General features: G+C 47.4%; 10 protein-coding genes. 7 read left to right on the top strand and 3 right to left on the bottom strand.

Translation table 11 applies throughout. The annotated features are described in order from the left end of the window. Window positions 1–483 (bottom strand): ISAs1 family transposase (locus JGK20_RS02690; RefSeq protein ID WP_293229297.1); only part of this gene is annotated, 483 nt, incomplete at its 3' end. Window positions 484–900: 417 nt separating this feature from the next. After that, entirely contained in the window at window positions 901–1,314 is a 414-nt protein-coding gene (locus JGK20_RS02685; RefSeq protein ID WP_293229294.1) for a hypothetical protein, read from the bottom strand. Between the two features lie 139 nt (window positions 1,315–1,453). Here JGK20_RS02685 and JGK20_RS34420 point away from each other — a divergent pair, with 139 nt between their 5' ends. From JGK20_RS34420 to JGK20_RS02655, 7 genes are all read left to right on the top strand, one after another. After that, a complete protein-coding gene (locus JGK20_RS34420) occupies window positions 1,454–1,639 on the top strand; it encodes a helix-turn-helix transcriptional regulator (RefSeq protein WP_190693239.1) in 186 nt (61 codons plus the stop codon). A 1-nt stretch (window position 1,640) separates the two neighbouring features. Continuing rightward, window positions 1,641–3,425 carry a helix-turn-helix transcriptional regulator gene (locus tag JGK20_RS02680; RefSeq protein WP_293229291.1) on the top strand — a complete coding sequence of 595 codons (1,785 nt, stop codon included), beginning with the start codon at window positions 1,641–1,643 and terminating at the stop codon, window positions 3,423–3,425. A 689-nt stretch (window positions 3,426–4,114) separates the two neighbouring features. Continuing rightward, window positions 4,115–8,404, top strand: coding sequence for a plasmid replication protein, CyRepA1 family (locus JGK20_RS02675; RefSeq protein WP_293229288.1), 4,290 nt, complete (start codon window positions 4,115–4,117; stop codon window positions 8,402–8,404). 81 nt (window positions 8,405–8,485) lie between these two features. Beyond that, window positions 8,486–10,141, top strand: coding sequence for an RNA-binding domain-containing protein (locus JGK20_RS02670; RefSeq protein ID WP_293229285.1), 1,656 nt, complete (start codon window positions 8,486–8,488; stop codon window positions 10,139–10,141). A gap of 492 nt (window positions 10,142–10,633) precedes the next feature. Then, window positions 10,634–10,834, top strand: a complete 201-nt coding sequence (locus tag JGK20_RS02665; protein WP_293229283.1) for a hypothetical protein — start codon at window positions 10,634–10,636, stop codon at window positions 10,832–10,834. Between the two features lie 221 nt (window positions 10,835–11,055). Beyond that, complete coding sequence (locus tag JGK20_RS02660; RefSeq protein ID WP_106331468.1) at window positions 11,056–11,841, top strand: ParA family protein; 786 nt, start codon at window positions 11,056–11,058, stop codon at window positions 11,839–11,841. After that, on the top strand, window positions 11,838–12,272 hold the full coding sequence (locus tag JGK20_RS02655) for a hypothetical protein (RefSeq protein WP_106331469.1): 435 nt from the start codon (window positions 11,838–11,840) through the stop codon (window positions 12,270–12,272). The genes JGK20_RS02660 and JGK20_RS02655 overlap by 4 nt, the downstream gene beginning before the upstream one ends. 344 nt (window positions 12,273–12,616) lie before the next feature. Here JGK20_RS02655 and JGK20_RS02650 read toward each other — a convergent pair whose 3' ends face one another. After that, complete coding sequence (locus JGK20_RS02650; RefSeq protein WP_293229277.1) at window positions 12,617–13,567, bottom strand: tyrosine-type recombinase/integrase; 951 nt, start codon at window positions 13,565–13,567, stop codon at window positions 12,617–12,619. Window positions 13,568–13,661: the final 94 nt, after the last annotated feature.

Raw genomic sequence — 13,661 nt, 5'->3', positions numbered from 1 at the left:
TAAAGCCGGAATAGCCGTGATCTCATTCGATTTTTTGTCAACTTTAACTTGTCCTAAAACTAATCTTTGACTGGTCGCCCAAGCACTGACCATATGAATGGCTTTTTTATTTCCTCCTCGATCGTAAGAATGGCGAAGAGTTTTTCCATCAAGTGCAATTACTTCTCCTGGATTTAAGCAGCTAATAGATTGAATCCAACTCAAAAAACATTTCTGAAATTGTTCCGGATTCAGGCGAGAAAATACTCGCGCAATTGTGTCGTGTGAAGGTATGCCATTCGGCAATTCTAAAAATTTCTTTAACCATTCGTATTTAGCTCGACCGTAACTTTCGATATCCACCCATGTATCAGCACCGCAAATCACGGCACAAATTGAGAGGGTGATAATATCAATTAATTGATGATGTCTCGTCCGCTCGACTCTTGGATCTTCTAGGTCAGAAAAATGGTCGGCGATGGTAATTTTAGGTTTGAGTTTCATACAGGTAAACCCTAATTAAATAATTTCTAGTTACTCAACGATTATTCTCCAATATACCATATTCTGCTAATCTAAAGTTTAGATGCGTTCGCCCTGCTCCGATACGCTACTGACAGAGTTAGTCTAATTGACTTGCAAAATTTAGTTGCTAACATTTAATTAAACTTTAGATTTAAGTTGCTCAAGCTAGAGCTTGAGCTAACTCCAACGAACCTGTACCTGTAACTAAAACTGATCAATATACCTATCCCGCCTATCTATAGCAATCCTAAATGAGTCACAAAAATTTATCTTAATTAATACCAACTTAATCAGGATTGGTGAACCCCAATGTGTTTGCAATTGATTTAGGATTGCTATATCGGCTCGACGCTCGCCAACCAGCCAGAAAAACCGAATCTTTATTACCCGGTGCACTCACTTCAAATAATCTTGCCGATGCCGTTCATTCAAAGCTATTGCCAAAGATTTCGCATCAGAACAAATCCCAATTTCCCTCAAATATTGCCTTGACTTTGTGCAAGCCACTCTTGCACTCGCCTGCGGGTAAATGCACGTAGTCGAAACTGACACCCCATTCCAATCTGAGTAGCTAGCAACCCATCTCCAGCGTCCATTGTCCCAACACCGAACATTGACAGTGCCTCCGATTGGCCCAATTGCATACAAAGGCGTGTACATTAGAGTTGCCACGTCAGTTCCAAAGTGCATCGAGGAACAACCGGGATCTGGTGACTTGCCAGGCCAAAATGCACTGCTGATTTGATATCCTGCAATTGTGTCTCCTAGTTGTGGAAAAGTCGCCCATTTTCCGCGCTCACTTAGGGGCATTGTTAAAACCACTTTTGCCACTGCGAGCAGTTTCGGATTGTTCTGATGCAGGTGTTCCCTGTTGATTATTAGCGATCGCTGATTGCACTGATTGCATTGATTGAACTGTTTGCATTAGTTCTAGTAAGTAGTTTGTCGTGTGATTATCAATACTCTTAAGGAATTTATAGACAGCAGAGGATTAACCGTCTACCAGTTTTGGAAACAGGCAGGGATAACCCAATCAGCGGGTTATCGGCTTTACCACAACCGTGATGTGTTGCCATTAAAGCGGGTGTTAGACAAAATATGTACAGCTTATCAAATACAACCATGGGAGTTCTGAGGTGGGAACCAGACAACATATCGTCCCTATAAAAGACCCAGAGCGCATCCAAGAATACGCTCTCAAGCTAGCCAGGGAAGGTAAACTTCAATATGCAATATTAGTGAATGTAGCTACCCAATTGCATCAGGCTTTGAAAACAAAACTTTTTCAGGAAACAGGGCAAGAAAAGTCTCCCTATGAGGACTTAAAAATTACCCCTAAATTAGTAGCACATCTAGAAAAAATTTTTGAAAACTTGTTCACAGCGGATTTCTGGGAAAAGAATGCTGAGTGGATTATGAATCACTTAGATATCTGGAATCAGGGAGAGACCCATTCAGACCTCCAGCCTGGAATGCTGGCTTTTTCTCCTGACCCCTCCTTCTCAAAATCAGAATCCTGGACAGAATCCCAGATAATTAATGCGTGTGGATATCATGTAGCCGATGAATTATTACAGCAAATAAATGTACAAAACTTATTAGCAGATGAATTAGCAAAAATATTAGAACTTGCGCCTCTCCCAGTTCCAGTAACTGAACCCCGATTATTCAATAATACAGCTACTGTTGCCCTGCCAACAGCCGCTTTGATGGCTTCCAGTCTCCGTGCCCAGATCCGGACAGATTTATGGGGAGAGGCTGCCAGCAGTATTGCTGTTTTCCAACATCAAGCCAAGGGCAACTCTAGCAATTATATTGAGCATTACATTAGCAGCCCTGGTGACATTACCTTGCTCCCTTGGGATGAAGCCCAGCAAATTATTGATAAATTTGGGTTTACCAGTGCCAAACTGCACATGATTTTTGCAGCCCATACTATGAAACAGGAGACTCCTTGGCAAAGCCAATTTACACTAAAAGCTAGCGATATTGTCAAGGAAATGGGGTGGGATAAAAATCACAAAAAAACTCAAAGAGAAAAGCTGCTAGAGATTGCGAAAACAGCATTCGCTCTTGATTGTCTATTGGTCAAAGCTGTTTGGATTGAAGGAATGAATAAGAAAGGGCAAATTATAGCTAGCGCTCCTGTAGGGAGAATGTGGAATGTCTACATCAAACCCCAAGGTCAGTTAAATTTTGAAGGCAAGGTAGACAACCCCTATGAAGTATACATAACAGTCCAACCAGGATTGTGGACTCAAGATTTTTTGAACCGAGCTGGAGCTAAGTCGCGGGAAGCGTTATATCAATTTGGCTATCTTTCCCAACAGGTGCTAAGAATTGATCCGTACCATAACGAATTTGCCTTAAGACTAGCAATTCATGTCACGATAGAAAGCCGATTTCACACCAGTGGTAAATACCGAGTCTTAACCCTGCTAGAAGCGATTTTACCCAAACAAGAAATTGACTCAGCCCGCAGCGATCGCCGTAAAGCTTACAACTTAAAACAGAACTGGGATGATGCCTTACAACTCTTGATAACTTTGGCCTGGCAAATTCAATTTGACCCAGAAACTTATCCAGAGAGACTTCAGCCAGAAAACAAAGAAAGGAACCCAAAAGGCTACCTGGATCAGTGGCTGGCGGCCAAGCTCTTCATACTTCAGCCAGAACCCATCCCAGTCTTGGTAGCAAGCAAGGCTGAACCTCAACAATTAAAGCCTGCTTTGCCAAAGCCAATACCAATAACAAGTGCTGACCTGCGAAAAGCCCGTGAAGACAAGGGATGGAACCAGAGAAAATTGGCTGGCTGGTTGGGGGTCTCACAATCGCTGATTGCTCAGATAGAGCGTGGACAGCGGACTATCAGCCCAGAAATAGAGGCTAAATTGCTCAAGCTGTTGGAAATCCAAGACTGAAGTTCACGACGCGAGAACTACTGACAATCTTGGAGTTACCCAAGCCTCGAAGGAAACTGGGGCTAAATTTATAACCGCCAAAGCGGTCAGGGCATTCTTAATTGCTGAAACCATCGCTGTGATTGCATTTTATTTCTGACTCCTGAATTCTGACTCCTGAATTCTGACTCCTGAATCCTGACTCCTGAATCCTGACTCCTGACTTCTGCTATAGATGCGTTTGCCCTAACTAGCCCCCCTGAAGGGTTCGTTTTTGTAATCAAGTCGGTGAAAGTCGTGTAATCAAAAAAAAAGTTTTAAAAATCGCCCTAAAAGCTTTGCTGTCTATGCGTTTTAGCTTGATTACAAAATCATCCACATCCCAGGACAAAATCATCCACATCCCAGGACAAAATCATCCACATCCCAGGACAATGTTTTTTCAAAACCTTTGCCCTATCTTGGTTTCAGCTTTTGATTACAAGCCTTATAAGATCTAGAGAAGTTTAGATCAGCCAACCAACAGCCTTTTGCGAAAGGTGAGACAAAGAGTTATTCGCCTACCAAGGAATAGCTCCCGTGAAACCCTGCACAAAAAGACTGGGTGCATTTACCAAGCTCAGTCAGCCTCAACCCCAACTCACAGCCCCCTCAACCCCGCCTGACCCCTTCTGGCTGCCCTTCCATTTGACCAACACCGGGGGTGTCCAATGACATCACCCATCTCCCCCCTGTCCGAATGGCTGGCTTCAGGCGTAGACCCCGACCTCATCGCCCTTAACATCCAAACCCTCTCAGGCGACACCCCGTACCAATACCTCCTGTACGAAATCACCGCCGCCTCCGGCAGAGTCCACCCCGACGCACAATGGCGGTGGGCCAGAAAGCACTACAGCCACATCGAACACGGTGGCTGGTGGTGCTCGGGCCTTGACCCCCTCAACAACTGGCAGCCCATGTATTGGGGCTGCTTCAAACCCTATCAGCCCCGAAATACCTTTGACCCCAAAGGCAAAATCAAACCCGTCAAATACGAACACCCCCCCAAAACCCCCACCAGAGCCTTCTTCCTGCAAGTCCCAGACCACATCTGGGCAAAAGTCGCAGAACGCTACGGTGTCCCCATCAACCCTAAAAACCCAGAGGACTTGGAGCGGGGGAGCAGGGGAGCAGGGGAGCAGGGGAGCAGGGGAGAGGGGGAGAGGAAAGACGAAAATCTCTCCTCTGCCCCTAGCCCGTGCAGCCCCTCTGCGACCCCTACCTCATCCCCGAACCAGCCTCAGTTCTGGCAATGGGTGTGGGACAACAACATCCCCGTCATCATCGTCGAAGGCGTAAAAAAAGCCGGATGCCTACTCACACTGGGCTACGCCGCCATCGCCCTCCCCGGTGTCACCGGCGGTGTCAGAACCAAAACCCCGCAAGGGGAGAAATGCGACCCCTACCTCATCCCCGAACTGCAACACTTCGCCACAGAGGAACGTGAAATCTACATCTGCTTTGACCGCGACAGCAAACGCCAAACCATCCAAAACGTCAACCGGGAAATTGGCAAACTCGGCCGCCTTTTCACAGCCGCTAATTGCCCCGTCAAAGTCATCAACCTGCCAGGGCCAGAAAAAGGCGTTGACGATTTCGTGGTATCGAAGGGCTCCGATGCCTTCAGCGCCCTCAAAAATGAAGCGCAAGGCTTCCAATTCTGGCTCGCTAGGGAATCATGGCTTTTAACCTATCCCGCCTCTTTAAAGCTAAATTCTCGCTATCTGGGAAAACTCCCCTATCCAGAGTCCGGGTTAGCCTGCATCAAAGCCCCCAAAGGCACCGGCAAAACCCAAGCCCTCACCCACCTGGTTTCCCACGCCCTCAACACGGGCGATCGCCGCGTGCTGATAATTACCCATAGGATTCAACTAGGCAGGGCTATCTGTGCCAGCTTAGGAATCAACTACATCGACGAAACCAGAGACTCAGCCGAGGGTAAACTATTCGGATATGGCTTGTGCATAGACAGCCTCCACCCATTGTCTCAAGCTAAATTCAATCCTGAAGATTGGTTCGGCGCGATCGTCATCATCGATGAGTGCGAACAAGTCATTTGGCACGCCTTAAACAGTTCAACTTGCCGCGAAAACCGAGTCGCCATCTTGCAAACTCTGCAAGAACTCATCCACAACGTCTTGACAAGTGGCGGCTTAGTTGTTGCCCAAGATGCCGATTTATCCGATTACAGCATTGACTACTTAATAGCCATAGCAGGTATCCCTATTTCGCCTTGGGTTGTTGTTAACGAATGGCAGCCAAAACGAGGGCGAGATGTGACTTTCTTTGCTACTTCTAACCCGGCATCAATGTATGTTCAAATGGAGAAAATTCTCTCTAAAGAAATCACCTGCTCCGACATTGAAACTCGTGCTGAATGTTGTCCTATAAGCTGTGCTGAATGTGGTTCTATAAGCCATTCTGAATGTGCTCCTGAAAACCGCGCCGAATGCTGTCCTATAAGCTGTGCTAAATATGGCTGTAAAAGCTGTACTGAATATTGTCCAAAAAACCCTGGTGAATGTGCTCCTGAAAACCTGGCTGAATGTTGCCCTATAAGCTGTACTGAATATTGTCCAAAAAACCCTGGTGAATGTGCTCCTGGAAACCTGGCTAAATGTGACTCTAAAAGCTGTGTTGAATGTGACTCTAAAAGCTGTGTTGAATGTGACTCTAAAAGCTGTGTTGAATATTGTCTGAAAACCCTGTTTGAATGTGACTCTAAAAGTGCAAGATATTGCCATATGAACGCTACTGAATGTAGCTTGATAAACCCTAGTAAATATCCCCCTGTAGAGCTACATCGACCGCGCATTATGGTTGTAGAAGACTCTCAAAAAGTCACCGGAAAATGGTCTTGTCGCAACCTGGAAACGCAACTGCAACGCCGCTTTCCCCATCAGCGAATTCTTAGGATTGATAGCGAATCAGTAGCCGACCCAAACCATCCCGCTTATGGCTGCATTGAGCAACTCAATGCTCAGATCAAAAACTACGATATCATCATCGCCAGCCCCACGATTGGCACTGGTGTCAGCATCGATATCCGAGGTTACTTTACAGCAGTTTTTGGCATCTTTAAAGGGGCGGTAGCCGTCAATGACGCTTTGCAAGCTCTAGCCCGTGTAAGGGATGAAAATGTGCCTTGGTTTGTTTGGACTCAACAATTTGGTTTCGGCAAAATTGGCAATGGCAGCGCTAGTTATCGAGCAATAATCAATTCTCAGCAGAAAGTCATTAAAACCAATATCAAACTGTTGCATGACGCTGATTTTGACATAGATTTCGCCCACGACCCGATTCACTTGCGGACTTGGGCTTTAATGGCAGCTAGAATCAACGTTGGAATGTGGAACTACAGAGAGGCTATTTGGGAGGGATTGAAGGCTGAAGGGCATCGGATAACATTGTGTCGAGAGACTCAATTACATCGGGAGATTAAAGTTATACAAATGCAACAATTGGCGGCTCACAATTGCCAAGACAGGGATTTATTGGAACAGCTAACTAAGCAAGCGCAAGAATTAGAAGAGGAATTAGACAACTTAGAAACTGTGGCTAATTGTCTTAGTGATGAGGCAAAAGTAATCAGGGAAGAGAATAAGGTTGCTGAGGCTTCAGGGGTTGCCAATGCTCAAAACATTACTCTGTCTGAATACCTGAAATTGAAGGACAAGCGGGCTAAGACGAAGCTAGAACTAGAGAAGCAGCGTAAATATCAACTGTGGGATACTTATGGAGTGCCTGTTACGCCAGAACTAAAACTCAGAGATGATGATGGCTGGTTGCCAAAAATTAGCCTGCATTATTATCTAACTTATGACCCTGAATTTGTCAGATTGCGAGATAAAAATCACTTGGCTGGACATCAGGAAAGGGGTAAAGGTAAGGTTTGTCCCCAAGATTTGCGCTTACTTACAGCAAGGGTGGAAGCACTTAAGAAATTGGGAGTGATGGAGTTCTTAAACCCAGACAAAGAGTTTCGAGGGACTGACGCGCTTGTGATAGCTTTTGCTGAGCGGGTTAAGCTATGTTCTGTTGATGTGAAAGACTTTTTGGGCATCAGCGTCAATCCCAAGGCTAAGCCAATGGAGGTGGTGCAGTATATTTTGAGGGGTAAGCTGGGCTTTACTTTGCGGCGGGTTCGCCAAGAAAGGTCGGAGGAACGAGATGCTAAAGGTCGGCCCAAGCGTATTAGGGTTTACCAGTTTGAGTTTCCCCAGGATGGCAGGGAGGCGATTTTTGAGGTTTGGCAGCAGCGGGATAAAGAGGCAGTTTCTTTGGCGGAAGCTGCTACTCAGTGTTTAAGAGGGGTTTCTAGTGGCACAGGGTTGGATAATAGTATAGAGATGTCAGGGGGTGTGCCTCCCCTTGGTTTATCTCAACAGATTAATGAGGTGGGAACTGCTGGCACAGGGTCGGATAATAATATAGAGATATCAAAGGATGTGTTTTCTCAGGATTTCCCTCAACAAAATAATGAAGTGGAAACTGCTGGCACAGGGTCGGATAATAATATAGGGATGTCAGAGGTTGTGCCGCCTCTTGGTTTATCTCAACAAAATAATGAGGTGGGAACTGTTGGCACAGGGTCGGATAATAATATAAAGATATCAGAGGGTGTGTCGCCTCTGGATGAGGAATGGGCTCACACTACTCAAGTGTTCGGAGTGGAAGCTGCACCTGGGGAGGTATTAACAACTGAAGGAATGGGAGTTGCAGCTTCATATCAGGCGATAGAACCCGAAAATCACGTCATTCCCACTTATGAGACCAAAGTACCCCCAATAGCACCGTCTGAGCTGAAAGTGGGTTCGGTGGTGAGGTTCTGCGGTGAGGTTCAGAAATATGTCGTTAGAGCTGTTTCTGGGGTTCAGGTAATGGTGAAATCTCTGTTTTCGGGGCAATTCGTCAACACTTACGCACACCGCTTAGAGCTTGCAGAAGGGGGGACAGGTTGACACTCTCAGGACGGGGCTTTAGACCCAATTTTCCCGTAAGATTGTAAATGCCGTCTGGTCGCCCCTATTTTATATTGTTAAATGAATCGCACGATTCCCGAACAAGAATCCCTCACCGTCGAGTTTAAGAGCGATCGCACTCGCCTGCCAGACAAAGACCTGATTGAAACCGTCGTCTGCCTTGCCAATACAGACGGTGGCTCCATTTACCTCGGCGTTGAAGATGACGGTCAAATAACAGGTTTGCACCCCCAACACCAAAACCTGTCCACCTTAGCAGCCATGATTGGCAACCGCACCAACCCCCCAGTCAGCGTGCGCGTTACAGCGTTGCTAGAAGCAGGTCAAACCATTGCCTGCATAGAAGTCCCCAAATTACCCCGCATCGTCGCCACATCTGACGGACTCCTGCAACGCCGTCGCCTGCAAGTAGACGGAACACCCCAATGCGTCCCCTTTTATCCCTACGAATTTGCCACTCGCCAGTCAGACTTAGGCGTTCTCGATTACTCCTCATTACCCGTCACCGGGTCATCTGTCGCCGACTTTGACCCCCTGGAACGCGAACGCCTGCGACAATTAATAGAGCGATATGGGGGCGATCGCACTCTGCTATCCTTAACCGATGAAGAACTCGACGGCGCTTTAGGGTTCGTGCGTTCTACCGATGGAATTCGCTTTCCCACCGTTACCGGACTGCTGATTTTAGGACGAGAAAGCGCCCTCCGCGAACACTTACCCACCCACGAAGTCGCCTTTCAAGTCCTCGAAGGCACCCAAGTGCGAGTCAATGACTTTTACCGCACCCCACTACTAAAACTGTTTGAGCGAGTCATGGAACAGTTCGAGGTGCGTGTCGAAGAAGATGAAGTGCAAATCGGTTTATTTCGCGTCCCCGTTCCCAACTACGATCGCCGCGCCTTTCGGGAAGCCTCAGTCAACTCCCTCATCCACCGAGATTACACTAAATTGGGAGCCGTTCACATCCGCTGGGAAGATTACGGAATTACCATCAGCAACCCAGGGGGTTTTGTTGAAGGTGTCAGTTTAGATAACTTGCTAGTCGTAGAACCCCGGCCGAGAAACCCCTTCCTAGCCGATGCCATTAAACGCATCGGACTCGCCGAACGAACTGGGCGCGGTGTAGATTTAATCTATCAGGGGTTATTGCGCTACGGAAGATCCGCCCCTGATTATCGAAGCACAAACTCTCATTCAGTTGCCGTCAGACTGCCAGGGGGGGAAGCCGACTTAGGACTGTTGCGCGTAGTGATTGAAGAGGAAAATCGCCGTCAAAGCCCACTCCCCGTTGACTCTTTAATCGCGATCGGACAATTGCGACAAGAAAGACGGTTAGACACGGCTACTCTCGCCCGTGCCATTCAGCGAGATGAAGCGATCGCCCGCAGCGTGTTAGAACGATTAGTTGAAGCTGGTTTGGTAGAAGCGCGTGGCGTCAAAAAAGGACGCACCTACACCCTTAGCCCCTTAGTTTACCGAGAACTGGGACAATCCGCCGATTACGTCCGGCAAGCTGGCTTTGAACCCATTCAGCAAGAGCAAATGGTGCTTCAATATGTAAGGACTCACGGCAGAATTACCAGAAAAGAAGCTGTGGAACTTTGTCGTATCAGCGAAGACCAAGCTAGTCGCCTGCTGCGGAAGTTGACTGATGCCAACCAGTTGAAATTAGAGGGTCAAGGCCGCGCGTCATATTATGTTGTTTTCTCGCTATAAAACACGCGATGCGCCTTTTAAACACGCACCGCGCCTTTTAAACACGCATCTATAGAGTCTGAAAACTCATGCTCCTCGACTGAGAAATTATGCAGACAGAGCTGCACAAAGATCTCTTTATCGCGGTGAAATCTTTACCCAGTGTTAACTTGTATTATAGTCCCGGTGGGAACTTGGCGACCTTTGACGATCCCTTTCTTCCACCAGCCCGCTCGGCCTGGTCATTCGATTTTAGATTTTGGATTTTGGATTGATTCCAGGGATAAATCCAGGGGCTTGTACCATCAAGAAATTATTGGTCAGAACTTACAAAGCTTTGCGTGAAAGCCCCGCGCGTTTACGCGCCCGGAGTGTCAAGCACAAAACAGTACAGAAGCGATCGGGTACAATACCTTTAATATAGGTACTGTGACCAGGCTAGTACCTATATTAAAAATACTTATATAATAGACCTAAGCGACTCAATGGCTATTACAGTCGTGCTTTTAATCAATGAAATCTTTTGAACAGACCTTTTTAACCCAGCAACCGATTACCCAAAAACTGCTCCAGACGATTCGCTTAATTGGGGAGTACAAAGGCAAGCAGGAATTATACAAGCAACAAGCGCCACAAGTGCTGGAAACTTTGCGGCAAACTGCGATTATTCAAAGTACCGAATCTTCGCTACTTAGGGTAACTCTGGTATGGTAAGGACTGCGCGAGTTCCGCTCAATTGCTAATTTTAGTAATTTAGCTTTTAGTCATTTTATAAAATTAGCTTTATAGCTATAAAATTTTATAGCTATAAAGCTTTATTTCACACTTTATACACTAAAATAGTAAAAGTAGCTTTTTAGTAATTTAGATATTGACTATTTTCGTTTTTTAGAGGAGGATATATATAGAAAACCCCATCCCATGTCCCTAAAGCCATGATCGCAGTCGCCATCGCGTCCCTGTCCGGGGGGCAGGGCAAGACAACCGCATCTCTATTCCTGAGCCGCCTCCTAGCCAGCCGGGGTTATCCCACACTGGCTATCGACGCCGACCCCCAACACAACCTGACCACCTACCTGGGGCTAGAACTGCAACCCAACCAGCCCACCTTGCTGGAAGTTCTCAAAAAATCCGTGCCCATCGAAGACGGCATCTATCCAGTCGAAGGTAGCGACAACTTGTTTCTAATTCCCTCCGACGACGGGCTTGACGCCGCCGCCGACTACCTATCCAGCAGCGGCGTCGGCGCTACCCTGTTGCTGCGCCGCCTCGAACCAGTTGCCGAAGCCTTCAAATTTTGTATCATTGACGCACCCCCCCAGCGCTCGCAGATTTGCCTAACCGCAATCGGTGCCGCCGACACCGTAATCGTACCCGCCGAAGCCTCCGTCAAAGGCTACGGTTCCCTAGTGCGGACACTCGACTTGCTCAACTCCATGAGAGATGTCAAAGCAACCAACGCTACCGTACTAGGAGTGCTGCCCTTCCGCGACCGCTGGATTGGCAACACTCAAACCCTAGAGAGCCGCCTAGCCGTAGAAGGAATGAAAGACGAAGTTGAAAACGAATTAATTCTCCCTTCAATCCGAGAATCCGAACAGTACAAAAAAGCCATTAACAAACGCCAAACTCTCAGTGAATTAGGACATCCCGACTTAGAATATCCCTTTGAAATACTGCTCGCCAAAATCGAGTCTCTTTTACAACAAAAAGTACAATGAGTGACAGCATCCTCGACCAGATTCGCTCCAACCGCAAGCGAACAGTTGTTCCAAGCCGAGAAGATACTTTAATCGCCCCCAAACAGGAGAGCGAACAAATTACCCAACAGTCAACTCCGGCGAACGAACCTTCAAAAGAAACCACGGGTGACTATTCAACCTTAGAGGAATTAAAAGCCGAACTCGCGAAAATTCCGCCAACTCGCCGCCATTCTGCTGTTGTTTTAGATGCCGAAATAGATGCTAATTTGACGAGATTTTGCAAAGAAAAAGGAGTGACTGTAGAAGTATTTTTAGAAGCTGCATGGCTGCAAGCAGTAGCTTCATCCGAGCTGATGGAAAAAATCTTGGTAGAAGCTAAGTGCCGCTACGATTCAAGAAAACTTGCTGGAAAGCTGAGGCGGCTGATTACAATGCTATCCGGGCGTTGATAGGGAGATGCTACTGCCATTAAAAGAACGAATTTTTGATGGTGAGTGTTGCAGTTTTTTGCGCTCATCGGGACAAGAACGCAGCGATTAATTTGGCTCTTGTCCCATTATCGAGAGTTCGGATGGCTAATCCTGAATTCACGCCCGACGACGCTCTCTTGAGCCGACTCCCTAGGAAGAAGCAGGAAGTAATAGCATGGAACAAAATCCTCACCTGGCGCGGAGTTTTCAGCTTGTCTATGTTCTATGCAGCTTCACAATAAATTTTGGTATAAGTTTCATCAGATCCCTAGATGTCTGTCTTATCCACTTTGTATCAATCTTATGTAGTTCTCTCAAGCGCCCTAAAATTCCAAATGCTGCACGGCCCGCCGCTTAGTTTCCTCCCCACGCCTGTCATACTTTGCCGTAGTTACCGGAGAAGCATGACCCGCCAACTTTTGCACCGTCACAATATCCACCCCAGCATCAAGGAGGTCCGAGCAAAACGTGCGCCGGAAATCGTGGGGACTAAAGGACTCTACCCCAGCGAGAAACGCCCGCCGCTGCACAATCTTCAACACACCATCCTCCGTCATCCGCCGCCGCTGAATTTCTCCCCCCTTCCGAATCGGGTACAACAGAGGCCCTGGAGCCTCTCCCCTCAACTCCAGCCACTCGGACACTAAAACGCAAGCAGACTCCGGGAGGTAAACCGTCCTGTCTTTCTTGCCCTTACCTTCTCGGATGAACAGCGCTCTGGTGGATAAGTTAAAATCTCGCCTCAACAGATTAACCGCCTCACCGCGACGGATGCCACCCCCACGCAAGATAGCAATCAGCGCCTTATCCCTAACATCAATAGGAGTCTTACCAGAGCAGCTTTGCATCAATGCAGCAATCTCAGAGAGCGTTAGCGCCCGCCCCCTAACTTTTCCCGATTGCTTGATACTCCTGACATCCACCGCCTTACTGTAATCTATTGGGTCGATTAAATCCAACCGCAGAGCTTCCTTTAACACCCGCCGCAGGGCGCACAGCATTTGGTTCACCGTCGCGGGGGCGTACTTTTTCTCCATAGCCGAGCGTAGAGCCGCAGTATGTTTGTAGCGCAATGCCGCCCAATTCAAAGTCATTGCGTCACACTCAGAGCTCGTCAGCATTCGGGCCATGATATTGAGTCCTTCTCTCATGGTTGCCTTTGACCGTTCGCTCCCCAAACTGTCGAGGTACACTGCTGCTGGATGCTGAGTCAGGGGGACTGGACAGCGCAAATTCAAGGTTGAGGGCTGTTGCTCTGGGAGTAAGTCGAGCATTTACTCTTTCAAAGTGATATTATAAATACTAATTTAGACCAAGGGACGCTCTGAAAGATCCGTCGAGGGCGTCGGATTTTGGCTAGAGAGCCAC

Origin of the sequence: Microcoleus sp. PH2017_05_CCC_O_A (assembly GCF_020738785.1) — a bacterium.
Classification (GTDB): Bacteria; Cyanobacteriota; Cyanobacteriia; order Cyanobacteriales; family Microcoleaceae; genus Microcoleus.
The sequence above is the reverse complement of the archived record's forward strand: the minus strand, read 5'-3'. Positions and strand labels throughout refer to the sequence as shown.

Coding starts and splice junctions, on each gene's coding strand:
- JGK20_RS02670 (WP_293229285.1), top strand. CDS start 8,486: ATGAATCGCACGATTCCCGAACAAGAATCCCTCACCGTCGAGTTTAAG.
- JGK20_RS02665 (WP_293229283.1), top strand. CDS start 10,634: ATGAAATCTTTTGAACAGACCTTTTTAACCCAGCAACCGATTACCCAA.
- JGK20_RS02685 (WP_293229294.1), bottom strand. CDS start 1,314: ATGCCCCTAAGTGAGCGCGGAAAATGGGCGACTTTTCCACAACTAGGA.
- JGK20_RS02660 (WP_106331468.1), top strand. CDS start 11,056: ATGATCGCAGTCGCCATCGCGTCCCTGTCCGGGGGGCAGGGCAAGACA.
- JGK20_RS02675 (WP_293229288.1), top strand. CDS start 4,115: ATGACATCACCCATCTCCCCCCTGTCCGAATGGCTGGCTTCAGGCGTA.
- JGK20_RS02655 (WP_106331469.1), top strand. CDS start 11,838: ATGAGTGACAGCATCCTCGACCAGATTCGCTCCAACCGCAAGCGAACA.
- JGK20_RS02650 (WP_293229277.1), bottom strand. CDS start 13,567: ATGCTCGACTTACTCCCAGAGCAACAGCCCTCAACCTTGAATTTGCGC.